The sequence below is a fragment of the Effusibacillus consociatus genome (assembly GCF_042652925.1).
In the GTDB taxonomy this organism is placed as follows: domain Bacteria; phylum Bacillota; class Bacilli; order Tumebacillales; family Effusibacillaceae; genus Effusibacillus; species Effusibacillus consociatus.
In genome coordinates this window covers 47,049-69,900 of sequence record NZ_JBHSHC010000132.1, presented here as the reverse complement: position 1 = coordinate 69,900, position 22,852 = coordinate 47,049, and the positions used below count along the sequence as shown (strand labels likewise).

At 49.7% G+C, this 22,852-nt stretch carries 23 protein-coding genes and 1 pseudogene; all 24 read left to right on the top strand.

The window, feature by feature from the left end; all coding sequences use genetic code 11:
- Nucleotides 1-13 precede the first annotated feature (13 nt).
- A complete protein-coding gene (gene atpA, locus ACFO8Q_RS19365; protein WP_380028120.1) occupies nucleotides 14-1,522 on the top strand; it encodes a F0F1 ATP synthase subunit alpha in 1,509 nt (502 codons plus the stop codon).
- Nucleotides 1,523-1,676: 154 nt separating this feature from the next.
- Nucleotides 1,677-2,534, top strand: coding sequence for an ATP synthase F1 subunit gamma (gene atpG, locus ACFO8Q_RS19360; RefSeq protein ID WP_380028118.1), 858 nt, complete (start codon nucleotides 1,677-1,679; stop codon nucleotides 2,532-2,534).
- A gap of 22 nt (nucleotides 2,535-2,556) precedes the next feature.
- A complete protein-coding gene (gene atpD / locus ACFO8Q_RS19355) occupies nucleotides 2,557-3,963 on the top strand; it encodes a F0F1 ATP synthase subunit beta (protein WP_380028115.1) in 1,407 nt (468 codons plus the stop codon).
- A 34-nt stretch (nucleotides 3,964-3,997) separates the two neighbouring features.
- Nucleotides 3,998-4,414 carry a F0F1 ATP synthase subunit epsilon gene (locus tag ACFO8Q_RS19350; RefSeq protein WP_380028112.1) on the top strand — a complete coding sequence of 139 codons (417 nt, stop codon included), beginning with the start codon at nucleotides 3,998-4,000 and terminating at the stop codon, nucleotides 4,412-4,414.
- Between the two features lie 112 nt (nucleotides 4,415-4,526).
- Nucleotides 4,527-4,895 carry an NADH-quinone oxidoreductase subunit A gene (locus ACFO8Q_RS19345; RefSeq protein WP_380028110.1) on the top strand — a complete coding sequence of 123 codons (369 nt, stop codon included), beginning with the start codon at nucleotides 4,527-4,529 and terminating at the stop codon, nucleotides 4,893-4,895.
- The gene (locus ACFO8Q_RS19340; protein ID WP_380028108.1) at nucleotides 4,886-5,434 is read left to right on the top strand and encodes a NuoB/complex I 20 kDa subunit family protein; all 549 of its coding nucleotides are present in this window, start codon (nucleotides 4,886-4,888) and stop codon (nucleotides 5,432-5,434) included. Before ACFO8Q_RS19345 ends, ACFO8Q_RS19340 begins: the two co-directional genes overlap by 10 nt.
- The gene (locus ACFO8Q_RS19335) at nucleotides 5,431-6,150 is read left to right on the top strand and encodes an NADH-quinone oxidoreductase subunit C (RefSeq protein ID WP_380028105.1); all 720 of its coding nucleotides are present in this window, start codon (nucleotides 5,431-5,433) and stop codon (nucleotides 6,148-6,150) included. Before ACFO8Q_RS19340 ends, ACFO8Q_RS19335 begins: the two co-directional genes overlap by 4 nt.
- Nucleotides 6,151-6,158: 8 nt before the next feature.
- Nucleotides 6,159-7,262 carry an NADH-quinone oxidoreductase subunit D gene (locus tag ACFO8Q_RS19330; protein ID WP_380028103.1) on the top strand — a complete coding sequence of 368 codons (1,104 nt, stop codon included), beginning with the start codon at nucleotides 6,159-6,161 and terminating at the stop codon, nucleotides 7,260-7,262.
- The gene (nuoH, locus tag ACFO8Q_RS19325; RefSeq protein ID WP_380028101.1) at nucleotides 7,262-8,257 is read left to right on the top strand and encodes an NADH-quinone oxidoreductase subunit NuoH; all 996 of its coding nucleotides are present in this window, start codon (nucleotides 7,262-7,264) and stop codon (nucleotides 8,255-8,257) included. Before ACFO8Q_RS19330 ends, nuoH begins: the two co-directional genes overlap by 1 nt.
- Nucleotides 8,258-8,268: 11 nt before the next feature.
- Nucleotides 8,269-8,646, top strand: a pseudogene (locus ACFO8Q_RS19320) (NuoI/complex I 23 kDa subunit family protein); the annotation flags it as partial.
- Nucleotides 8,647-8,888: 242 nt separating this feature from the next.
- A complete protein-coding gene (locus ACFO8Q_RS19315) occupies nucleotides 8,889-9,422 on the top strand; it encodes an NADH-quinone oxidoreductase subunit J (RefSeq protein ID WP_380028099.1) in 534 nt (177 codons plus the stop codon).
- Nucleotides 9,422-9,733, top strand: coding sequence for an NADH-quinone oxidoreductase subunit NuoK (gene nuoK, locus ACFO8Q_RS19310; protein WP_380028097.1), 312 nt, complete (start codon nucleotides 9,422-9,424; stop codon nucleotides 9,731-9,733). The genes ACFO8Q_RS19315 and nuoK overlap by 1 nt, the downstream gene beginning before the upstream one ends.
- An 8-nt stretch (nucleotides 9,734-9,741) precedes the next feature.
- Nucleotides 9,742-11,646 carry an NADH-quinone oxidoreductase subunit L gene (gene nuoL, locus ACFO8Q_RS19305; RefSeq protein WP_380028095.1) on the top strand — a complete coding sequence of 635 codons (1,905 nt, stop codon included), beginning with the start codon at nucleotides 9,742-9,744 and terminating at the stop codon, nucleotides 11,644-11,646.
- Entirely contained in the window at nucleotides 11,646-13,178 is a 1,533-nt protein-coding gene (locus ACFO8Q_RS19300) for a complex I subunit 4 family protein (protein WP_380028093.1), read from the top strand. The genes nuoL and ACFO8Q_RS19300 overlap by 1 nt, the downstream gene beginning before the upstream one ends.
- A 3-nt stretch (nucleotides 13,179-13,181) precedes the next feature.
- Nucleotides 13,182-14,693, top strand: coding sequence for an NADH-quinone oxidoreductase subunit N (locus ACFO8Q_RS19295; RefSeq protein WP_380028091.1), 1,512 nt, complete (start codon nucleotides 13,182-13,184; stop codon nucleotides 14,691-14,693).
- A 10-nt stretch (nucleotides 14,694-14,703) separates the two neighbouring features.
- Nucleotides 14,704-14,955, top strand: a complete 252-nt coding sequence (locus ACFO8Q_RS19290) for a DUF1146 domain-containing protein (protein ID WP_380028089.1) — start codon at nucleotides 14,704-14,706, stop codon at nucleotides 14,953-14,955.
- Between the two features lie 133 nt (nucleotides 14,956-15,088).
- Nucleotides 15,089-15,847: a YwmB family TATA-box binding protein gene (locus ACFO8Q_RS19285; RefSeq protein ID WP_380028087.1), complete on the top strand. Its 759-nt coding sequence runs from the start codon at nucleotides 15,089-15,091 to the stop codon at nucleotides 15,845-15,847.
- A gap of 48 nt (nucleotides 15,848-15,895) precedes the next feature.
- Nucleotides 15,896-17,158: a UDP-N-acetylglucosamine 1-carboxyvinyltransferase gene (murA, locus tag ACFO8Q_RS19280; RefSeq protein ID WP_380028085.1), complete on the top strand. Its 1,263-nt coding sequence runs from the start codon at nucleotides 15,896-15,898 to the stop codon at nucleotides 17,156-17,158.
- A 293-nt stretch (nucleotides 17,159-17,451) separates the two neighbouring features.
- On the top strand, nucleotides 17,452-18,444 hold the full coding sequence (gene spoIID, locus ACFO8Q_RS19275) for a stage II sporulation protein D (protein ID WP_380028083.1): 993 nt from the start codon (nucleotides 17,452-17,454) through the stop codon (nucleotides 18,442-18,444).
- Nucleotides 18,445-18,626: 182 nt separating this feature from the next.
- Complete coding sequence (locus ACFO8Q_RS19270; RefSeq protein WP_380028081.1) at nucleotides 18,627-19,325, top strand: peptidoglycan DD-metalloendopeptidase family protein; 699 nt, start codon at nucleotides 18,627-18,629, stop codon at nucleotides 19,323-19,325.
- Between the two features lie 208 nt (nucleotides 19,326-19,533).
- On the top strand, nucleotides 19,534-19,842 hold the full coding sequence (gene spoIIID, locus ACFO8Q_RS19265) for a sporulation transcriptional regulator SpoIIID (RefSeq protein WP_380028080.1): 309 nt from the start codon (nucleotides 19,534-19,536) through the stop codon (nucleotides 19,840-19,842).
- A gap of 145 nt (nucleotides 19,843-19,987) precedes the next feature.
- Nucleotides 19,988-21,004, top strand: coding sequence for a rod shape-determining protein (mreB, locus tag ACFO8Q_RS19260; protein WP_380028079.1), 1,017 nt, complete (start codon nucleotides 19,988-19,990; stop codon nucleotides 21,002-21,004).
- A 5-nt stretch (nucleotides 21,005-21,009) separates the two neighbouring features.
- The gene (locus ACFO8Q_RS19255) at nucleotides 21,010-21,855 is read left to right on the top strand and encodes a flagellar hook-basal body protein (protein ID WP_380028078.1); all 846 of its coding nucleotides are present in this window, start codon (nucleotides 21,010-21,012) and stop codon (nucleotides 21,853-21,855) included.
- A gap of 38 nt (nucleotides 21,856-21,893) precedes the next feature.
- Nucleotides 21,894-22,739, top strand: a complete 846-nt coding sequence (locus ACFO8Q_RS19250) for a flagellar hook-basal body protein (RefSeq protein ID WP_380028076.1) — start codon at nucleotides 21,894-21,896, stop codon at nucleotides 22,737-22,739.
- Nucleotides 22,740-22,852 lie beyond the last annotated feature (113 nt).

The following is a 22,852-nucleotide window of genomic DNA, read 5'->3' as shown; positions in this document are numbered from 1 at the left end:
TAGGGGTGAAAAAATGAGCATTCGTCCTGAAGAAATCAGTGCGTTAATAAAGCAACAGATTGAGAATTATCAATCTGATATCCAAGTATATGACGTGGGTACAGTAATCCAGGTTGGTGACGGGATTGCGCGTATTCACGGGCTTGAAAAAGTAATGGCCGGCGAGCTGCTCGAATTCCCGAACGGCGAAATCGGGATGGCGTTCAACCTTGAGGAAGACAACGTAGGTTGCGTTATCCTGGGTACTGTTGTAGGGATTAAAGAAGGCGATACTGTAAAGCGGACCGGTAATATCGCGCAAGTTCCTGTCGGGGAAGCGCTGATCGGCCGTGTGGTTAACCCGCTCGGTCAACCGGTTGACGGTCGTGGCCCGATCGAGACGAAAGAATTCCGTGCCATCGAATCACCGGCTCCTGGCGTAATCGATCGGAAATCCGTTCATGAGCCGATGCAGACCGGTATTAAAGCAATTGATTCGATGATTCCGATTGGCCGCGGTCAGCGGGAATTGATCATCGGGGACCGTCAGACCGGTAAGACAGCGGTTGCGATCGATACGATCATCAACCAAAAGGGTCAAGGCGTGGTTTGTATCTACGTTGCGATCGGTCAAAAGCAATCGACTGTTGCGCAAGTGGTTGAAACTCTGCGTAAACATGGTGCTATGGATTACACCATTGTAGTAACCGCGTCGGCATCTGACCCGGCACCGCTCTTGTTCCTCGCACCGTATGCAGGTTGTGCGATGGGTGAGTACTTCATGTATAAGGGCGGACATGTTCTCTGCATCTACGACGACTTGTCCAAACAAGCGGCAGCATACCGCGAATTGTCGCTGCTCATGCGTCGTCCTCCCGGTCGTGAAGCGTTCCCGGGAGACGTATTCTACCTGCACTCCCGTTTGCTTGAGCGTGCGGCAAAGCTTTCCGACAAGCTCGGCGGCGGTTCTCTGACTGCACTTCCGTTTATCGAGACGCAAGCGGGTGACGTATCTGCGTATATTCCGACAAACGTGATCTCGATTACTGACGGTCAGATTTTCCTTGAGTCCGATCTGTTCTATTCCGGTGTTCGTCCGGCTGTTAACGTCGGTTTGTCCGTTTCCCGGGTAGGGGGATCTGCTCAGATTAAAGCGATGAAAAAGGTTGCCGGTACTCTCCGGCTTGAACTTGCTCAATATCGTGAATTGCAAGCGTTCGCACAGTTCGGTTCAGACCTTGACAAGGCTACGCAAGCTCGTTTGAACCGTGGTGCTCGTCTGGTTGAGATCCTCAAGCAGGGTCAATATCAACCGATGCCGGTCGAAAAGCAAGTGATTGCGATCTGGGCTGGTACCAACGGCGCATTGGACGATATTGCGGTTGAAAGCGTACGTCGTTTTGAAAGAGAGTTCCTGGCGTTTGTTGATACAAACTACCCGCAAATTACGAAGGCAATCGTGGAAACGAAAGATCTTTCCAACGAAACCATCGACCTTCTGAAGCAGGCAGTTGAAAAATTCAAAGCGACGTTTGTCGGTTAATCCGACCACGACGCCCACCAAAGTGACGATACGGTGAAGCAATAACGAGAACCGCGGCAAGGCCGCGCAAGGTCTCGCTAAAGGCTAAAGCCAAGTCTCGCCATGTGTGGTGGGGTTCCGAATGAAAATCCACTTACAAAGGTGGTGAAACGAGATGGCTAGTACACGTGATATACGACGTCGTATAAACAGTATAAAGAACACCCAGAAAATCACTAAGGCGATGAAGATGGTCGAGGCTGCCAAGCTTCGCCGTGCACAAGAGCGCGTGACGCTTGCACGCCCTTATGCGGCCAAATTGGAAGAAGTGATCGCAAGCATCGCCAAAGCGGGCGGGGCCCGTCACCCGATGATGGTAAAACGCCCGGTGAAAAAAGTCGGGTATGTGGTAATCGCGGCCGACCGCGGACTTGCAGGTTCTTTTAACGCCCAAGTCGTGCGTCATGCGATCAATGAGTTTAAAGACAAATCCAAAGATGAATACGTGATCTTTGCGATTGGCCGCAAGAGCCGTGATTTCTTTGTGAAACGGGGATATCCTGTTGCTGGGGAAATTACGGGTTTGCCGGATTCTCCGACTTTTGCGGATATCAAACGGGTGACCGAATCGGTTGTGAAAATGTACGAGGATGGCACCTATGACGAAGTGCACTTGATCTTTAACAAGTTTAATTCACCCATTTCGCAGGTTCCTGTAACCAAACAGATTCTTCCGCTGGAAGATGTGGGCGGCGAAACAGCGAAAAAGGTGAATGCGAACTATCTGTACGAGCCTTCTGAAGAAGGAGTACTCGATGTGCTCCTCCCGAAATATGCGGAAACACTCATTTACTCTGCGTTACTTGAATCCAAAGCTTCTGAACACGGTGCACGGATGACCGCTATGGGTAACGCAACCGACAATGCTACGGAAATGATTGCTACGTACACACTTGCATTGAACCGTGCGCGTCAAGCGGCAATTACGACTCAGATTACGGAAATTGTCGGCGGTGCAGAAGCTTTAAAGTAAGCGGATGATAGGAGGGACAATGATGAATACTGGACGTGTTGTACAGGTAATGGGTCCGGTCGTAGACGTTCGTTTCCCGGAAGGCAAGCTTCCTGAATTGAACAACGCCTTGACTATTACCCATAAAGCACAAAATGAAAACGAAGTCGACATCAACTTGACAGTTGAAGTAGCTGTTCACTTGGGTGACAATGTCGTTCGTGCAATTGCAATGTCTACCACGGATGGTCTTGTTCGTGGAATGGAAGTTGTTGACACCGGTGCTCCGATTTCAGTTCCGGTTGGTACGGCAACACTCGGCCGTATTTTCAACGTTTTGGGTGAAACGATCGATGAAGCGGGTCCGGCTAATGCGCAAGAAAAGCACCCGATTCATCGTCCGGCACCTGAATATACAGATCTTTCCACAAAAGTTGAGATTCTGGAAACCGGTATTAAAGTAATTGACCTTCTCGCGCCTTACATCAAGGGTGGTAAGATCGGTTTGTTCGGTGGTGCGGGTGTAGGCAAGACTGTTACCATGCAGGAATTGATTCACAATATCGCGAAGCAGCACGGCGGTTTCTCTGTATTTGCCGGTGTGGGCGAGCGTACCCGTGAAGGGAACGACTTGTACCATGAAATGAAAGACTCCGGCGTTATCGACAAGACCGCGATGGTCTTCGGTCAGATGAACGAGCCGCCTGGTGCACGTGCCCGTGTTGCATTGACCGGTTTGACAATGGCTGAGTACTTCCGAGACAGTGAAGGAAAAGACATTCTGTTGTTTATCGATAACATCTTCCGCTTTACCCAGGCCGGTTCTGAAGTGTCAGCTCTGCTCGGACGGATGCCGTCTGCGGTGGGTTACCAGCCGACACTCGCAACCGAAATGGGTCAGCTTCAAGAGCGGATTACTTCAACCAAAAAAGGTTCGATCACCTCGATTCAAGCGATCTACGTTCCGGCGGACGACTATACGGACCCGGCTCCGGCAACAGCGTTTGCTCACTTGGATGCGACCACGAACCTTGAGCGTAAAATTGCCGAGCTCGGGATCTTCCCTGCGGTTGACCCGCTCGCATCTACTTCCCGTGCACTGTCTCCCGACATTGTGGGTGAAGAACATTACCAGGTGGCTCGCGGTGTTCAGGCTGTTCTTCAGCGCTATCGTGAACTGCAGGATATCATCGCGATCTTGGGTATGGACGAACTGTCTGACGAGGATAAGCTGACCGTTGCTCGTGCACGTAAGATTCAGCGTTTCTTGTCTCAGCCGTTCCACGTTGCTGAACAGTTCACCGGTACCCCTGGTGCATATGTGCCTGTTAAAGAAACGGTACGCGGCTTCAAAGAAATCCTTGAAGGCAAGCATGACGATCTGCCCGAAGGTGCATTCCTTTACGTCGGTACCATTGAAGAAGCGGTGGAAAAAGCTAAGAAAATGTAGTCCTAGGTCGATAAGACCGTAGGAGGGAAGCGAAATGAAAACCGTTCCAGTAGAAATCGTAACACCTGAACGTAAAGTGTTCAGTGATGACGTACAGATGGTGATTGCACGTGGAGGCGCCGGAGATTTGGGTATCCTTCCGGGGCATACACCGCTCGTCACAACTCTTAAGATTTCGGGTGTTCGCATCAGGTTGAAAGATGGCAGCGAACAACAGGTAGCTGTGTCAGGTGGTTTTATGGAAGTGAAACCTGACAAGATAACCATCCTTGCGGAAGCTGCTGAACTGCCGGAGGAAATTGACGTTGATCGTGCACAGCGTGCCCGTGAAAGAGCGGAAGCTCGCTTGGCTGCGACAGGTGCTGAAAACTTTGATTTCCGTCGTGCGGAACTTTCCCTTCAACGTGCGATCAATCGTTTGCAAGTTGCCAAGGGCAAAGAGCTTAAGTAAGAATAAGGAAGCCCACCTGATCTTGAATGGTGGGCTTTTTCCCGCTCTGCCAAATTATATGATATAATGAAGTTATTGTGTGAAAACTTTCTCAATATTGGAGGAGTGCCTCATGTTCGAGTATTGGAACAGTTATCTTTTTGTAACATTGTTCCTGCTATTAGGCATCATACTCCCAGTCGGCTCGCTCATGGTGCTCGGGCCTCTTTTGCGTCCGAAAAAACCGACCGCCGAAAAATTATCTACATATGAAAGCGGATTAGAGCCCTTCGGAGAAGCACAGGTACGTTACAACATCCGTTATTATTTGTTTGCCTTGTTGTTTGTTGTGTTTGACGTTGAAATTCTTTTCTTGTATCCGTGGGCGGTTTCTTTCATGGATTTGGGGCTGTTTGGCCTGGTGGAAGTCCTGATCTTCATCGGTCTTCTCGTTGTGGGCCTGGCCTACGCTTGGAAGAAGAAGGTGTTGGAATGGACGTAATCAAAGGGTACAGTCAACAACCTCGCGTGGAGTTTGAAGGATTTACCCCGGAAGAATCGATGGAGCTTCAGCAAGCAGGTGTATTTGTTGGAGCTTTGGAACAAATCAAAGCTTGGGCGCGAAGCAATTCTTTATGGCCCTTGACGTTTGGACTGGCTTGCTGCGCCATCGAGATGATGGGAACGGGAGCATCTCATTATGACCTTGACCGTTTCGGAATCATTTTCCGGGCTTCCCCTCGGCAATCTGACTGCATTATTGTGTCCGGTACGGTAACAAAGAAGATGGCTCCTCTGATTAAACGGTTATATGACCAGATGCCTGATCCCAAGTGGGTTGTGGCAATGGGCTCCTGCGCTACCGCGGGTGGACCGTATGTTCGTTCCTATTCGGTTGTAAAAGGGGTAGACCAGTTTATACCGGTTGATGTCTATATTCCAGGATGTCCTCCGTCTCCGCCGGCCTTAATTTACGGACTCAACAAACTTCAGGAAAAAATCCGGCTGGAGGCTAAAGGAAAGAAGGTGCCTCGTACGTGACGGAAGAGAACAAAGTGAACGGGGAAACAGAACAGCCTACTTCGGTTAAAGCGGATCCCAAGAAACAGGAATCACCGAAACCGGAGGATCAACTGGCTGAAAAGCTGCCGCCTGAACAGGCAGCGGAGAAAGCTGCTCCAAAAGCGGACGCGCCGGTCGTCACGCCAGCTGCTGCCAAACCGGTCGTTGAAAAGCCTGCAAAGGCGGACGCTCCAGCGGTCGAGGAGAAACCGGATCCGAAAAAAGAAGAAGCGGAGAGAACGCTCGAACATTTCCGTGCCAAGATCGTTGGCAAATTCGGTGAAGAAGTATTGGAAGAATCGCTGCTGGCGAAATACCAGCCCACCTATGTAATCAAACGCGAGTATTGGCGGAATGTCGTGGAATACTTGCGTTACGATAATTCATTGTTGTTTGACTATCCGGAAGTAATGGCGGGAACGGATTATCCGGATAAAGGGTATATAGAAGTTGTGCTTTATCTCTATTCGATGAAACATGGTTACTTTATCACCGTCAAGACGCGCACCCCGCGCGAAAATGCGGAAGTTCCTTCTCTGACTCCGATTTACAACGGTGTGAATTGGGAAGAACGTGAGATTTATGATCTGCTCGGGGTAAAGTTTACTGACCACCCGGATTTGCGGAGAATTATGATGCCGGAAGATTATGAAGATTATCCGTTACGTAAAGACTTTAGTGTGTGGAAGGAGTAGAGGGGAACATGGCTGAAATCCGTACAGAAGAAATGCTGTTGAACGTTGGTCCCCAACACCCAAGTACACACGGAGTGTTTCGAATTGTTGTGAAGATCGACGGTGAAATGATCACTGATGCAACACCCGTGATTGGGTATTTGCACCGGGGAACTGAGAAGCTGGCAGAAGATCTGCAGTATACGCAAATCATTCCCTATTTTGACCGGTTGGACTACCTTGCGGCAATGTTGAACAACCACGCGATTGTGAATTCGGTTGAACAGGCAATGGGTGTTCAAGTTCCGGAACGGGCCGAATATCTGCGTGTCATTGTTTGTGAAATGAACCGGATTGCTTCCCATTTATTGTTCCTGGGGGCTTACCTGCTGGATTTGGGTGCCATGAGTCCCTTCCTTTACGCATTCCAAGAGCGGGAACAAATCATGCAAATGTTCAATGAAATTAGCGGAGCCCGCCTTACATACAACTACATGCGGGTTGGCGGAGTGAAATGGGATACTCCTGACGGCTGGTTGGATAACCTTCGAGACTATATCCCGCACTTTAAGGAAAAGTTGAAAATGTATCATGATCTTGTGACCGGCAACGAAATCTTCCTTAGCCGGGTGAGGGGGATCGGAATCTATGATGCCGAGACCGCAATCAATCATGGGTTGTCAGGTATTAACCTGCGTTGTACCGGTTTCAAATGGGATCTGAGAAAGAACAAACCGTATTCAATCTACGACCGATTTGATTTTGACATTCCGGTAGGACAAAATGGAGATTGTTTCGATCGCTACATGTGCCACATGTTAGAAATGGAAGAATCTTTGAAGATTGTCGAACAAGCACTGGAGCAGATTCCGGACGGGCCGGTAATGGGGAAAGTACCAAAAATCCTCCGTGTGCCAGCAGGAGAGTATTATGCGGGTGTAGAAGCGGCAAAGGGCGAACTTGGCGTGTACATCGTGTCAGAGGGAAAAGACAAACCCTACCGGTTAAAAATTCGCCGTCCGTCCTTTGCTAATCTGCAGATCCTGCCGAGTCTCCTGAAGGGTCAAAACATGGCAAACTTTATTGCCATTCTGGGAGCTACCGACATCGTTCTCGGGGAGGTTGATGCATAATGTTCGAATGGATCAATCAACCTTTTTCGCCGACTACTGCTTTAGTGATGATAGCAGGTGCGGTGCTTGTTCTTGGAGTTGTGCTGGGTGTAGTTACCTATGCCATCTATTTTGAACGAAAAATCATTGGTTGGATGCAGGGGCGTATCGGACCGAACCGGGTGGGTCCGTTCGGGTTGTTTCAATCTTTTGCCGATATCTTGAAGCTTTTGGTGAAAGAAGATATCGTTCCTGCCAAAGCGGATCGTCTCATGTTCCTTGTGGCGCCTATGATTACCTATGTACCAGCTTTTATGGTGCTTGCGGTGATCCCTTATACAGCCACTCACTTGTTTACAGCGGAATTGAACGTTGGAATTCTTTACTATATCGCTCTTTCTGCAATTTCGATCATCGGGATTGTCTTGGGCGGATGGGCATCGAACAACAAATATTCGATCATAGGCGGACTGCGCTCTGCGGCCCAGATGATTTCCTATGAGATTCCGCTTGCGATGTCGATGCTCGGCGTGATCCTGATGGCCGGTTCAATGAACATCGTGGAAATCGTCAAAGCACAAGAAGCTTTTCCATATGTGTGGTTTGTAGTTCCACAGCTGCTTGGGTTTGTGGTATTTATCATTTCTGCGACGGCCGAGCTGAATCGGACACCGTTCGATTTGCCGGAAGCCGAATCCGAACTTGTGTCGGGTTACTTCACGGAGTACTCCGGTTTCCGCTTCGCTTTTTATATGCTGGCGGAGTATGTATATATCGTTGCGATGGCGGGACTTGCGGCTGCCCTCTTTTTCGGAGGATGGTCAGGTCCGTTATTGCCGGGCTGGTTGTGGTATGCGATTAAAGCGGGAGCGTTTATTTTCTTGATGTTCTGGCTCCGTGCGACATTCCCGCGAGTGCGAAATGACCAGTTGATGAGTTTCAGCTGGAAAGTGTTAATTCCGTTGTCGCTGCTCAACATTATCCTCACTGCGATCTTCAAGCTCGCGGTGGCATAAGGGGTGATACGATGTTTGGATTGCTAAAAGGACTTAGTGTTACGGTCAGCCAAATACCGAAGAAAAAATACACCCTTATGTATCCTGAAGTTAAGCCGGAATGGCCGGATCGATTCCGGGGTGTCCACAAGTTCTATCCGGAACTGTGCATCGTGTGCAATCAGTGTGCACGGATTTGTCCGACCAGCTGTATTTCTCTATCCGGCAGCCGGGGTGAAGACAAGAAGCTGCACATTGAGACGTATGATATCAATTTTGAGATTTGCATCTTGTGTGACCTCTGCACGGAGGTCTGCCCGACAGAAGCCATTCAAATGAGTGATACATTTGAATTGGCCGAATACAGTCGGGACGCTCTTTATAAAAACATTGAATGGCTGGCCGAAAACGGTCGTCAACATGATGAGCGGACCGGTTATACACCGCCTGTGAAAGAAACACCAAAACCGGCAAAGGCTGCTGCAGCTGCAGCGAAACCGGAAGGGGCACCGGTAAAACCGGCTGCTGCACCGGCAGCGGCGGATGCTGGACAAGTGAAGGCGGAAGCTGAACCGGTCAAGGCCGCAGCTGCACCAGTGAACGCGGAAGCTCCCGCAAAGCCGGAGGGTGCAGGGAAAGAGGGTGACAACTGATGGCTTTACCTGTTTTTACAGGTCAAATGATCGCCTTCATTCTTATTAGTCTGCTTGTGATTGGATCGGCGGTCGCCATGTTGTTTGCACGGAAGGTGATCTACATGGCGCTTTTGATCGGGGGCGTGTTCATCGGTGTTGCAGCCATTTACATTCTGCTGGATGCAGATTTTGCAGGATTCGCTCAGATTTTGATCTACGCTGGTGCAATCACGATTCTTATGCTGTTCGCCATTATGCTGACGAATCACGGCTCACAAGAACAAACGCCGGTTAATACTCACACTGTAACTGCTGTAGTGGCGGCAGGTGGACTATTAGGATTGCTCTACTGGGGCTTTAACACGATAGACTGGTCCAAGTGGGAGCAATTATCGCCAAAAGACCCGACTCCGCCATGGGGTGACAACTCGGTGAGAGCGGTAGGGCAGGCCATATACAGTGCCTATACCATTCCATTTGAATTGGTCTCTGTTGTATTGATTGTTGCCCTGGTGGGCGCGGTCATCCTGGCCCGGAAGGAGGAAGAATGATGGAACCGACCATTGTAAGATACCTTCTGCTGGCGGCGGTGCTTTTCTGCCTCGGTTTGTTCGGAGTACTTTGGAAACGGAACATCATCATTGTGTTGGTCTCAATCGAGTTGATGCTGAACGCGGCCAATATTAACCTGGTGGCATTTTCTCGCATGGGGATGGCTCCGAATATCAGCGGTCAAGTATTCGCTTTGTTTGCGATGGTGATTGCAGCCTGCGAAGTGGCGGTAGGTCTCGCTGTATTGATTTCTTTGTACCGGAACCGTAATTCGAGCGACGTCAAAGATATGAACTTAACCAAGTGGTAGGTGATAGTATGGTAGCTTATGCATGGCTCGTCCCCTTCTTTCCGTTTGTAGCCTACCTCTTGCTGTTAATTCTGGGTAGACGTGCACAAGAGGGCGTGGTTGCTGCAATCGGGGTTGCCGCCGCGGTAGCTTCATTTGTAGTGTCATTGCTGGCGATGGGGGATGTCGTGGCAAACGGTTTTAAAGGAGCTTACAGCTTCCGTTGGCTGACTCTGGGTGACACTCAGTTAACTGTGGGCTTTGAAGTGACGCAGTTGAACGCCATCATGCTCGTTGTGGTCAGTTTTGTCAGTACGCTGGTGCTCCTTTTCTCAAAAGGGTACATGCACGGGGATTCCCGATTTTCCGTGTTCTATCAATATTTGAGTCTGTTTATTTTCTCGATGCTTGGACTGGTGATTTCTCCCAACCTCCTTCAGCTGTATATTTTCTGGGAGTTGGTCGGTCTTTGTTCCTACCTCCTGGTCGGATTCTGGTATTTCAAGCCGGAAGCTGCCGCGGCAGCGAAGAAATCCTTCGTTGTTACCAGGATTGGGGACGTCGGATTGTTTATCGGGATTATTCTCCTGTATCTTGCAACAGGAAGCTTTGAATACCAAGCGATTTTTGAATTTGTGAAAGCGGCGGGTGGTCAGGCAGCAACGATTGGAACCGCATTTGGATTAGATCCGATGACGCTCTTCACATTAATTGCGATTCTGATCTTCATCGGCGCAGTCGGAAAATCGGCCCAGTTCCCGCTTCATGTCTGGTTGCCGGATGCGATGGAAGGTCCGACTCCGGTATCCGCATTGATTCATGCGGCGACGATGGTAGCTGCAGGGGTGTACTTGGTAGCTCGCACATTCCCGTTGTTTGAAGCATCGCCGACCGCATTGATGGTTGTGGCTGGAATCGGCGGATTCACAGCGATTTTTGCTGCCGCTATCGGTTTAACACAAAATGACATTAAGCGTGTGATTGCGTACTCCACCATCTCGCAGCTTGGGTACATGATGCTCGCATTAGGGGTAAGCGCGTATGTAGCTTCGGTCTTCCACCTGATGACACATGCATTCTTTAAAGCCCTGCTGTTCCTCGCTGCAGGTTCTGTAATCCATGCGGTACATACGCAGGATATTCGGGAAATGGGCGGCCTGTGGAAGAAGATGCCGGTTACCACGTGGACATTCCTGTTCGGAGCCCTGGCTCTTTCAGGTATTCCTCCTTTCGCAGGTTTCTGGTCGAAGGATGAGATTCTGACCGCCGCTTTTGCAAGCGGGAATACCTTCCTGGCTATCCTTGCAACAGCTGCGGCGTTCTTTACCGCCTTCTACATTTTTCGGGTGTTCTTCCTTACATTTACCGGGGAGTACCGTGGAGATCCATCGGTTCACCCTCATGAGAGCGGTCCGGTGATGACCATCCCGCTCGTGTTGCTGGCGATTATGTCGGCAGTGATCGGATTTGCAAATGCACCTTTCCTTGGAAGTCCGTTTGAACACTTCCTGCAGGGCCAACGGGCGCTCGGTGCACATTATCCGTTTGAATTCACGACAGCAGTTGTTTCCGTGTTGGTTGGAGCAGCAGGAATTTTCCTGGCATATCTGATGTACGGCAAGCGAACTGTCGATGCCGGGCAAGTTGCCCGTGCGAGTGGTCCGTTGTATACGCTCTCTTTCCGAAAGTTTTTTATCGATGAGATCTATCATGTGATCATCGTGACTCCTTTTGTTTGGATCGGAAAGATTTTGAACTTTATTGACCGTTGGATCGTGGACGGGTTGGTGGAACTGGTGGGCCATACGACTTATGCGTCTTCTCTCGGACTCAAGTACGGACAGAACGGTCAGATTCAAACTTACGGATTGCTGACATCGATCGGAGTACTCGCTCTGGTTGCGGTTAGTTTGTATTTGGGAGGTGCAATCTGATGAACAGCATTTTGATTGCGATACCACTCCTGCCGCTTTTGGGCGCGCTGATCGTCCTCTTCGTACCGCGTGAGGCGAAGTCACAGATTAAAGCGGTCGCTTTATTGGCTACCCTGCTTCCGTTGGTCGGGGCAGTCATAATGTATGCGGGCTTCGATACAACTTCCGGCATGCAATATCAAGTCAAACATGACTGGATTGAGGTGCCATTTGCGTTCGAACAGGGGCCGCTGCGAATCGGCTTTGATCTTGGAGTGGACGGCTTATCTCTCCCGTTCGTTCTCCTGACAGCAATTGTGAGTGTGCTGTCTGTTCTTGCGTCATGGCGGGTGGCGTATCGAACCAAAGAATACTTTATTTGGTTCTTGCTGCTGATTACCGGTTTATTCGGAGTGTTTACAGCGTTAGACCTGTTCCTGTTCTTCTTGTTCCTTGAACTTACGTTGATTCCAATGTATTTCCTGATCGGAATCTGGGGCGGGGAGAAAAAGAAGGAAATCGCAACAAAATTCTTGCTGTATCGCGGCTTGGCGTCAGTAGGGATACTCGTATCATTTATCGCCCTCGCGTATTTTGCAGGCTATGCGAGCTTGCAGCCCGGGAATATCGGCGGGCACCTAAGTTTCGATATGATTCAAATAGCCGACGTGTTTAAGAAAGCCGGGGATATTATACCGATTGACTATCGTCAGTGGATTTTCATCGTCTTGTTCCTTGCGATTCTGATTGAGGAAGCTTTCTTCCCGTTCCATACGTGGATGCCGGATACTCATGAACAAGCGACGCCGGCGGTCTCCATGATCGTTGGAGGCGTTCTGATGAAGGTCGGCGCGTATGTATTGTTCCGTATCGGGGTGGGGGCTCTGCCGGATATGATCTCCTATTTTGGAACTGCCATTGCGGTGATCGGTGTTATTAACATCGTATACGGTGCATTAGTCGCAATGGTGCAAAAAGACTGGAGACGACTGCTCGCCTTCTCAACAATCTCGCATATGGGGATTGTTCTGCTGGGGGTTGCCTCCGGCACCAACGAAGGACTTCAAGGTGCGGTCTTTATGACAATCTCGTCCGGACTCCTGTCTGCTTTGTTGTTCTTCCTGGTAGGAGCTATTCAGGAACGCACCCGTACCACCTACATCGATGCAATGGGTGGAATCTCCAAGCAGATGCCGATTTTGTCGGGGTTCCTCCTGATTGGGGCACTGGGTTCTCTCGGTCTGCCCGGGATGAGCGGCTTCGTTTCAGAGATCGTTTCCTTCATGGGAGCCTTCCAGAAGTTCCCGATCCTTTCAGCGCTCGGCACTTCCGGTATCATCTTGGCGGCTGTCTATCTGTTGTGGGCTATCCAGCGGACAACGTTTGGGCCGCAAGGGGTCGCGCTTGAGGGGAGTCATGATGCAAGACCCGCCGAATATGTACCGATGGTGGTGCTTTTGGCGTTTGTGATTTTGATCGGTGTCTATCCGGCCGTTTTAGGCGACCTGATCAATCCCACATTGACTCAGTTAGTCGGGAAGATAGGAGGATAGACGATGCCACAGATGGGTAAAGATTTTTTGACCGGTGTATGGAGCGTCATGGGGCCGGAAGTTCTCCTCGTCATTGCGGGATTTGCACTGTTGACGCTCGAATTATTCCTCAACAAAGAGCAGAAGAAGATCATTCCCTGGCTGGGGCTTCTGTCCTTGTTGCTTGCGGGCGGTTTGGTTATTTCCAACATGGTGAAGCTTCACACGGCTGCACAACTGGAACATCTGTCGAACTACCTGTATATCATGGATGATTACGGCAATATTTTTAAACTGATTTTCTTGTTGGGATCGGCGCTGACCCTGGTGATGTCGATCGACTATCTGCGTCACGTGCACATGCCGAAAGGGGAATACACATATCTCCTGTTGTTTGCAACCGTGGGTGCGATGGTAATGGCCTCAGCGCTAGATCTCATCACGATTTTTGTAGGACTGGAACTGCTGTCCATTGCGTCCTACGTGCTGGTCGGTATGCGGAGAAATTATGCAAAATCGGCCGAGGGTGCAATGAAATATCTGGTCATCGGAGCAGTCGGGACAGCGCTGACTCTGTACGGGATGTCTTTCATTTACGGGTTGACGGGAACCACCAACATCGCGATGGCGATGGAACCGATCAGTGCGCTCTGGGCAGATTTTAAATTCCTGTTCCTTCTGTCGCTCGTGATGATGCTTGCCGGTTTCGGAATCAAGATTTCGATGGTTCCCTTTCACATGTGGACACCTGACACTTATGAAGGGGCTCCGACACCGATTACCGCATTTCTTTCGGCAGTATCCAAGGCGGCCGGATTTGCGATGCTCTTGCGGGTATTCCTGTTCCTGTACTCCAATTATATCGCGGAGTGGTATCTGATTCTCGTGGTACTTGCGATCTTGACAATGGTGATCGGGAATGTGGCGGCTCTTTCGCAAAAGAACGTTAAGCGATTAATGGCCTATTCAAGTATTGCCCAAGCCGGTTACCTGTTGGTTCCGATTGCTGTCTTGGGAAAGCCGCAAGGTTCGGTGACGTTGCTCCAGTCGTTGACGGAACTGGTCTTCTATCTTGGCGTATACGTGTTGATGACTATGGGAGCATTCGCTGTCATTGCTTATGTAACGCGTGATGCGGCTTCGGAAAGCATTGAGTCTTTCCGCGGTTTGTATCAGCGTTCGCCGTACCTGGCAGTTGCGATGTCCGTGTTCCTGTTATCAATGGCGGGGATGCCGATTACGGCTGGGTTCTTCGGGAAGTTTATCATCATTCTCGGAGCAATCCATACCCAATCTTTCTGGCTTGCAGGGATCATGTTTGCGGCCTCTGTGATTTCGTTCTATTACTACTTCGGGCTGATTCGTTTGATCTTCAGCAAAGAAACGGATGGCGTTGAGCCGCGCTTGCAGACACCAATGAGTTTGTCTGTTGTAATCGGAATTGCACTGCTTGCCACTGTCGGACTTGGTGTAGCACCCAACCTGTTCCTGGACGTCCTAAGCGTTCTGAAGTGGTTCGGCCCGGGACCGGCGTAAGGGGATCGATATGTTCCCGAGTTTATCACTGCCAGTAACCGCCGGATTATATGGTCTGCTTCAACTGCTTGTCTATCTGATGACGATCGCCATTGCATGGTATGCTTTGGGCAGCGTAAAATGGGATCTGTTCTTGCGGGATCACCGTGGAGGACCGGCCCGCATGCTGCGCCTGCTGCTAGCGATCGGACTCGGTTTTCTCATCGGCCAGTTTTTCTTGCAGTACTTGAGTGCATCCTTACTGCTAAAAAATCTCGGATAACGCGAAAAGCCCTCGGGAATCAGAATCAATCCCGAGGGTTTATTTTTCTTTTCCTGCACGTATAGATCTTCTTTCAGATGGTCAGGCTGATTGATAGGGTTATAGATTCGAACGTGCAGGGGGACTTGTTCATATGAAAAAATTGGCTTTGGTTGTACTTTTGATTTGTGCAGTGATCGGGGTGGCATATGCATCGCCTGTCAGATCGACAGGTGTGAAGGATATTCAAATGGGCGAGATGCTAACGCGCGCATTCGATGCTTCCCAAGCTCAGGCAGAGGGGTATTATGTGCATAATTGGTCAATCGTGAATCAGACATTTATGACAATGGATGAATTGGCTCAGATGGCCCAAAAGATGAACTCGGTGCTGCAAATCCCCAATGCACAGGAAAATAAAATCAATGGCGAGCGACAGTATGTTTACCAACTGTATGGGAGATGGGATCCGAGCACGGAGGTTTCCCTTGCTCTAACCACAATGAACCTGCAGGGACAGCAACCTCAGACAGTGTTGGTGATAAAAATCGAACGGGATTCCAACCGTGTGCAGGATATTACCCAGTCAGTAGAGAAAGTAAAAAGTACGGCTGCACAAATCGGGGTAAGCCCACAAATTAGCACTTGTATCAAAGGATTTTACAATGATAGAATTGACTCTATGGGACGAAATCAGATCATTGGCCGGGTATTTAAAGCGGTCAACGCAAATGAGGTTGAAGGAATTCGTTCCGATTCACTCGTGAGTGTATCGGGGTACTCACCTCTTTCCAAGGAGTACATAAAAACCAACGGAAAGCGAATGAACCTGCAAGTGGCGGTTCATTACGATGCCTTTCAGAAGAAGACCCGTATTCTCGTCGGTTCACCGATTGTAACAATTGAGTATTAGTGTCTAAGTATCTGGGCAAGAGCCCGCCTGAGCGGAGGTTGCACAACATTGTCGAAGTATTTGATTCGTGGCGGAAACCGCCTATCGGGTAGCGTGAAAGTTGACGGTGCAAAAAATGCGGTTCTGCCGATTATTGCTGCTTCGATTCTTGCATCGGAAGGAACAAGCGTGATTGAAGATGTTCCCTGGTTAACGGACGTGGAAACCATCAGTGAAGTGATAATCGCTTTAGGAGCCGAAGTGCGCCGGGAAAGCGACAGCATACTGCATATCGACTCGCAAAACGTGAACGAATGGATCGCAGAGGAATCCCTGGTTCGCAAGATGCGGGCCTCTTTTCTTGTAATGGGACCTCTTCTTGCACGGATGGGTCAAGCCCGCGTAGCCTTGCCTGGCGGTTGCGCAATCGGAGCAAGACCCGTTGACCAGCATCTCAAAGGATTCCAAGCACTTGGCGCGGAAGTGGAAGTTGGGCGCGGACATGTGCAAGCTCGCGTCAAAGGGAAACGATTAAAGGGAACCCGCATCTATCTGGATATCCAAAGTGTGGGTGCGACGCAAAATATTATGATGGCAGCCGCTCTTGCTGAGGGCAGAACGGTTATCGAAAATGCCGCAAAAGAACCTGAGATCGTCGATCTCGCAAACTACCTGAACGCAATGGGTGCCAATGTTCGGGGTGCGGGTACGGACGTAATTCGGATCGAAGGGGTCGAATCATTGCGTGGTGCAAACCATACTGTGATACCGGACCGGATTCAGGCGGGTACATTCCTGATCGCCGCAGCAATGACTGGCGGAGAGGTGTATGTGGAAGGAGCGATCTCCAACCACCTGAAGCCTGTGATTGCCAAAATGAAAGAAGCCGGCATCGGAATCGAAGAGGATGTCGCCGGAATTCGTACGGTTGGCGGACCCGGCAACAAGCCATTGGATTTGAAGACACTGCCCTATCCGGGATTTCCTACGGATATGCAGGCACAAATGATGGCATTGCTGACCGTTCTTCCGGGCAACAGTCTCGTCACCGAGAGCGTGTTTGAGAACCGGTACATGCATGTAGCTGAGCTGCAGCGCATGGGAGCCGACATCAAGATTGAAGGCCGTACGGCAATGATCACTGGAGTTCCTTATCTGACCGGAGCCAGTGTTACTGCAAGTGACCTTCGGGCCGGTGCGGCGCTTGTGATTGCAGGACTTGGCGCGCAAGGAGAGACGGAAGTTCAAGGTCTGCATCACATTGACCGCGGATATCTTACTTTTGAGGACAAGCTCCGTTCAATCGGTGCCGATATTGAACGCGTGGAGTAATTGACTCATCAATACGTGACAGATCAGGGCTGCTGATTTTAATCAGCAGCCTCTTGTTTTTCAGCGTTAAGCGGTCAAGTACGAATTCGCTCATACCAGTCTGATTTGGAGGGGAAAAATTTTATTCTCCAGATAGAAGATGGGATTAATTGAACCCTTCTATGTGAACTCTATTCCAATTGAATTTCCTTTGAGCGGGCAGATGAAATCGGATCTACTGTCTCATGGGGCATACTGGTACAAGTTGCACATATACTTTCTTAGAGTTAAAAAACATGGGAGGGATCGCCACAGTGAACAACGCTGCAGCCGTCAACAGACCGATTTTCATCATGCTCGCCCTAACTCTTGTCCTCATGTTGGCGATTCCGGCCGGTTTGGTCAGTATTCTGCCGAAGAAACAAGCGCCTGCGCCTGAGCTGACAGTGAAGACGGATGACACCAAGATCAAAGTGTTTTTGACTGAAAAGCAAGAGGTGGTTGAGGTTCCGCTCGAAGAGTACGTGAAAGGTGTGGTGGCCGCCGAGATGCCGGTCACTTTTTCAATGGAAGCGCTAAAAGCACAAGCGGTTGCAGCCCGTACCAACGCAGTGCGGCGTATCCAGAAAAACATTCTGACTGCAGAAGGGGCCCATGTCACGGACGACCACCGGCAATTTCAGGCCTACAGTTCAGATGAGAAGCTGAAGAAACGTTGGGGAGTGCTGGAGTATCAACTGAACTTAAACAAAATTGTGCAAGCGGTCAATGAGACAAAGGGACAGATTCTGACCTACCACGGGGAGCCAATTGATGCGCTTTTCTTCTCAAAGTCGAATGGAAAAACGGAAAACTCTCAGGATTATTGGGGCGGTAAGGCGCTTCCGTATTTACGTTCGGTAGATGCTCCGTGGGACAAAGAAGGAAAGCATGCAGCAGATAATACCTCCATGTCTCTTCAGGAATTCCATCGTCGGCTCGGAATCAACGACGCTGTGACATCCGCAAACCAGAGTCAAATGATCAAGGCAGTAGAAAAATCTTCGAGCAACAGGGTCAAGAAGATACGGGTGGGAAGCAAAGTGATGAGCGGGGCGGAATTCCGGGAAGCTCTCGGACTGTACTCGACCGATTTTTCATGGACAATTGAAGGAGACAGGATCACTTTTACCACTCATGGATACGGTCATGGGGTTGGTATGAGTCAGTATGGCGCGGACAGCATGGCAAAGGAAGGGAAGAAGGCGCCCGATATTCTCACCTATTTCTATCAGGGCACAACCCTTGCGCCTTATAAAAAACAGTAAAGTAGTATAAAGAAAACTTGGCATTCACCAAGTTCATCACGCAGGTGGATGCCTAGTTGCACTTATACTTGTAACCTCTGTACTAATTTTCCGTTACAAGTATAAAAATTTTCCATCATTTGAGTATTCCCTGTATAACATTTCTCATTCGTGGCGAGAATGGGGAATGAGGTGATGGAAAAATGAATCAAGAAAACAAAGAAACACAAAATTTGGCTCCAAGGAGTCAGAAAAAACCGGGGTTTTTCAAGAGTTTGTTTGCCAAACGGTGGACATTCCCGGCAATCTATCTTGGCGCAGCGGCCCTCATTATCGGATTGGTAGTAGCACAAACTCAGGACGCGAAGCCGTTCAACGATGCCGAGAAAACCCCGGAAGGGACGGCAGTGACTGATTCCGGAAATTCTTCTGACACCGCACCGGTTACCGCGAACCAAGAACTTGCTTGGCCGGTAGCACAACAGGACGAGAAAGAAGTCCAAGTCACGATGTCGTTCTACGATGAAACCAAAGACGAAAAGTCCCAAGCAAAATCCATTGTAAAGTACGATAACAACTTCTACACACAAAATGGGGTTGTAATCGGTCGCAAGGATGACAAACCGTTTACGGTAGTCGCTGCTGCATCCGGTACTGTGTCTCGAGTGGAAAACGATCCGTTAATGGGCCAACTGGTTGAAATCAAACATGACAATGGCTATGTGACGTATTACGCATCTCTTTCCGACATCAAAGTGAAGGAAGGCGACAAAGTAGTACAAGGTGCGGACATTGCCAAGTCAGGCAACAACCGCATCGAAGCGGATCAGAAGAACCATCTCCACTTTGAAGTCAAGAAGGACGGCAAAAACGTCGACCCGGAAAAAGCAATTAAACGCTAATTTAGGAAGTGAAAGAATCCCTGCCCGTTTGGGCGGGGATTCTATTTGTTTTTCGTCACTTTGATGGGGGGATGTCTTGTCGAGAAAGGAAGAGAAAAAACAAAGAAAATGGACCTTATGGCTTGTCACAGCGGTAATTTAGGCATATGTGGTACACACCCTCATATAATGTATCAGACCATTTGAAGTATGGGGGAGGCGAAAGGGAGTGCACGATTACATCAAAGAGCGCACCCTAAAGATTGGCGAATATATCGTGGAGACCAAAAATACGGTTCGTACAATCGCAAGGGAATTTGGTGTCTCCAAAAGCACGGTGCATAAAGACCTGACCGAACGTCTGCCTGACATTAACCCTGAACTTGCCAACCGTGTGAAAGAAATTCTGGAGTATCACAAATCGATACGCCATTTGAGGGGCGGGGAAGCAACCAAGAAAAAATACAGGAAGGACGAAACAAAGCGAAAATTGTCAAAGAATGTCGGGGTCGAAAGAGGAGTTTCTTCGCCGCTGTAGAATAATTTAGATAGCGGATTCTCGGTAATTTTTGGGATGCCAAGCGGGGGCCACAGGGGACAACACCATTCATATTTATATTTAACTGGCATACATTGAATCAGTAAAAGCATCTGACAATGTAAGAAGGAGGACTCTTCTGCACATGTTGAGCAAAGATATAGGTGTCGACCTGGGAACGGCCAACGTTTTGGTCCATGTAAAGGGAAAAGGAATTGTTCTGAACGAGCCTTCGGTAGTGGCAATTGAGAGCCAAACAAAAAAAGTGGTGGCGGTCGGTGAAGAGGCCCGTCAAATGTTGGGGCGAACACCGGGCAATATCGTAGCGATTCGTCCTCTCCGTGAGGGTGTCATTGCGGATTTCGACGTAACAGAGATGATGCTCCGCCACTTTATAAACAAAACGGTTGGGAAAGGGATGTTTGTTCGTCCTCGCATCGTGATCTGTGTTCCGGCAGGGATTACCTCTGTGGAGCAAAAAGCGGTGCGGGAAGCGGCAGAACGGACCGGAGCCAGAGAAGTGTTTATTATTGAGGAACCACGAGCTGCTGCAATCGGTGCCGGGCTGGATATTTTCCAACCAAGCGGATCGATGGTGGTCGATATCGGCGGAGGCACGACGGATGTAGCTGTCCTTTCTCTTGGTGACGTCGTCACCGCCTCTTCTATTCGCGTCGCAGGGGACAAGTTGGACGAGGCGATTATTCGCTATGTAAAAAAGCAGCACAATCTATTAATCGGTGAACGGACGGCGGAAGAAATAAAGATTACTATCGGCTCCGTGTATATGGATTCCCGTCACGAGAAACTGGATATTCGCGGACGGGATATGGTGACCGGCCTCCCCAAAACGATTCAGGTCACCTCCGAAGAAGTGCGTATTGCACTCGAAGAGCCGGTAGCACAACTGATTTCGGCTGCAAGAAATGTACTGGAACGGACTCCGCCGGAATTGGCGGCTGACATCTACATGAAGGGTGTCGTCTTGACGGGCGGCGGTGCACTGTTATACGGCCTAGACAAGCTTATGAAGGACGAGCTGCAGATTCCGGTTCATATCGCAGAGGATCCGATGACTTGTGTAGCGCGTGGCACCGGTATTGTATTAAATAATCTGGAAAAAGTGGTTCGGACACAGGGCAAACGAACCATGAGCAGGTGATCGAAGTGATACGGGGTTTATTTACAGCAGCTTCCGGGATGTTGGCCGGTGAACGCCGGCAGGATGTTCTGGCCAACAATCTCGCCAATGCAAATACGATCGGGTATAAAAAAGACGACAGTCTAATGCGCTCGTTTCCTGAGATGCTCCTCTATGCCGTGAATGATCATACAGGCAGCGGGCCCCAGGGCATTAGGCCAGGCATGCCGGATGTTGGAGCGGTCGGAACGGGCGCTTTTCTGGAAGAGATTCTTCCGCGTTTTACACAGGGTACGCTCAAGCCCACGAATAACAAGTACGGGTACGCGATTATTGATGTGGATCGGCCGTTGAATCCGCAAGCTCCCGACGCTCGCAGGAAAACTTTTTTTGCGGTAACCGATGGAAGCGGTAGCAGCTTCGTAACCCGTGACGGGGAGTTCCACGTCAACCAGCAGGGGTTTTTGATGAATGCGGCAGGACTGTTCGTGCAAGCTGTAGATGATCAAGGTCTGCCAGCAGCGAACTCACGAATTAAATTGAACGACACGGGGACGAGCCTTGAGGCCGGTACGGTTGAAGAGAACGGAGAGTTTACCGTAAATGAAGCGTATCGATTCGATGCGGTAGACGTTCTCGATACGGATCGGCTGCAGAATGCCGGAAACGGTGGATTCCGTTACGATCCGGCAAACCTGGGGGCCAGAACAGGTGAGGTTCGCCAAGGATTTTTGGAAGGTTCCAATGTCGATTTGACGGAGACCATGACCGATATGATTGCCGTAATGCGGAGTTACGAAGCGAACCAAAGAGTGATTCGTACATTGGACGGCACCTTGGACAAAGCCGTCAACAGCCTGGGACGGATCTGAAAAATGGCGAATCCCGCAGCGAAAGGAGCCAAAGTCGCATGAGAGCTCTCTACACATCCGCGTCGGGTCTCACTTCCCAACAAACGAAGCTTGACCTGATCGCAAATAATATTGCAAATATAAATACAACCGGATACAAAGCGAAGAATGCTCAGTTTGCAGAGTTGCTGCGTTCCGAATTCACGCAACCGGACGAATTCCGGTTGGAAGGACGCCGTTCGGATTCCGGACTGCGGGTTGGGAACGGTGCGTATGCGGCCTTTATGTCCCAGCTCTTCACACAAGGAAATTTGCAGAGCACCGGGAGTATGTTGGATCTCGCGATTGAAGGAAACGGGTTTTTTGCTGTTCGGATACCGGGGGAAGATCAAAACGGCGAGCCTTTGACAGCTTACACACGAACCGGTAAATTTCAAGTTGATCCTATTAACGGCTACATCGTTACAGATGCCGGATATCCATTGATGGATCCGAACGGAGAACCGATTCAAATTCCGGAGGAGCTGCGCGGGCGTCCGCTCTCGATTGCTCCCAATGGTGATATTGCCGTTCAAGGGGACAGCGGCTCCGTATCGATCGGAACGGTCAATCTCGTATTAGTGAGGAATCCGGAAGCCAATCTCCAGGCAGTAGGAGAGAATCTCTATCGGGCAGTGGATCCTCAAAGATACAATCCTCTCGAAGATTCTTTGATCTATTTGGTGGAAGAGGAAGACATCCGAAATGCAGGATTGATCCGTCAGGGAGCTTTGGAGATGTCGAATGTGGATTTGCCGCAGGAAATGACGGAATTGATTCAGGTACAGCGGGCCTACCAGGTAAATGCAAGATCCGTTCAGACAGTCGATGCAATGATGGGTATGGCCAATAATCTTCGTGCATAAACAACCGGAGGCCGATGTGCCTCTTTTTTTATGCGTCGGAATTCTCTAAAATAGTAGAATGGGTAGTCAGTTTTAGAAAAAATGCTGCTGTACAGGTCGGTTTTGATGATCCG

Bases quoted from the DNA above. Each gene is read 5' to 3' on its own strand.
- atpA (WP_380028120.1), top strand. From the start codon at position 14: ATGAGCATTCGTCCTGAAGAAATCAGTGCGTTAATAAAGCAACAGATT.
- atpG (WP_380028118.1), top strand. From the start codon at position 1,677: ATGGCTAGTACACGTGATATACGACGTCGTATAAACAGTATAAAGAAC.
- atpD (WP_380028115.1), top strand. From the start codon at position 2,557: ATGAATACTGGACGTGTTGTACAGGTAATGGGTCCGGTCGTAGACGTT.
- ACFO8Q_RS19350 (WP_380028112.1), top strand. From the start codon at position 3,998: ATGAAAACCGTTCCAGTAGAAATCGTAACACCTGAACGTAAAGTGTTC.
- ACFO8Q_RS19345 (WP_380028110.1), top strand. From the start codon at position 4,527: ATGTTCGAGTATTGGAACAGTTATCTTTTTGTAACATTGTTCCTGCTA.
- ACFO8Q_RS19340 (WP_380028108.1), top strand. From the start codon at position 4,886: ATGGACGTAATCAAAGGGTACAGTCAACAACCTCGCGTGGAGTTTGAA.
- ACFO8Q_RS19330 (WP_380028103.1), top strand. From the start codon at position 6,159: ATGGCTGAAATCCGTACAGAAGAAATGCTGTTGAACGTTGGTCCCCAA.
- nuoH (WP_380028101.1), top strand. From the start codon at position 7,262: ATGTTCGAATGGATCAATCAACCTTTTTCGCCGACTACTGCTTTAGTG.
- ACFO8Q_RS19315 (WP_380028099.1), top strand. From the start codon at position 8,889: ATGGCTTTACCTGTTTTTACAGGTCAAATGATCGCCTTCATTCTTATT.
- nuoK (WP_380028097.1), top strand. From the start codon at position 9,422: ATGGAACCGACCATTGTAAGATACCTTCTGCTGGCGGCGGTGCTTTTC.
- nuoL (WP_380028095.1), top strand. From the start codon at position 9,742: ATGGTAGCTTATGCATGGCTCGTCCCCTTCTTTCCGTTTGTAGCCTAC.
- ACFO8Q_RS19300 (WP_380028093.1), top strand. From the start codon at position 11,646: ATGAACAGCATTTTGATTGCGATACCACTCCTGCCGCTTTTGGGCGCG.
- ACFO8Q_RS19295 (WP_380028091.1), top strand. From the start codon at position 13,182: ATGCCACAGATGGGTAAAGATTTTTTGACCGGTGTATGGAGCGTCATG.
- ACFO8Q_RS19290 (WP_380028089.1), top strand. From the start codon at position 14,704: ATGTTCCCGAGTTTATCACTGCCAGTAACCGCCGGATTATATGGTCTG.
- ACFO8Q_RS19285 (WP_380028087.1), top strand. From the start codon at position 15,089: ATGAAAAAATTGGCTTTGGTTGTACTTTTGATTTGTGCAGTGATCGGG.
- ACFO8Q_RS19270 (WP_380028081.1), top strand. From the start codon at position 18,627: ATGAATCAAGAAAACAAAGAAACACAAAATTTGGCTCCAAGGAGTCAG.
- mreB (WP_380028079.1), top strand. From the start codon at position 19,988: ATGTTGAGCAAAGATATAGGTGTCGACCTGGGAACGGCCAACGTTTTG.
- ACFO8Q_RS19250 (WP_380028076.1), top strand. From the start codon at position 21,894: ATGAGAGCTCTCTACACATCCGCGTCGGGTCTCACTTCCCAACAAACG.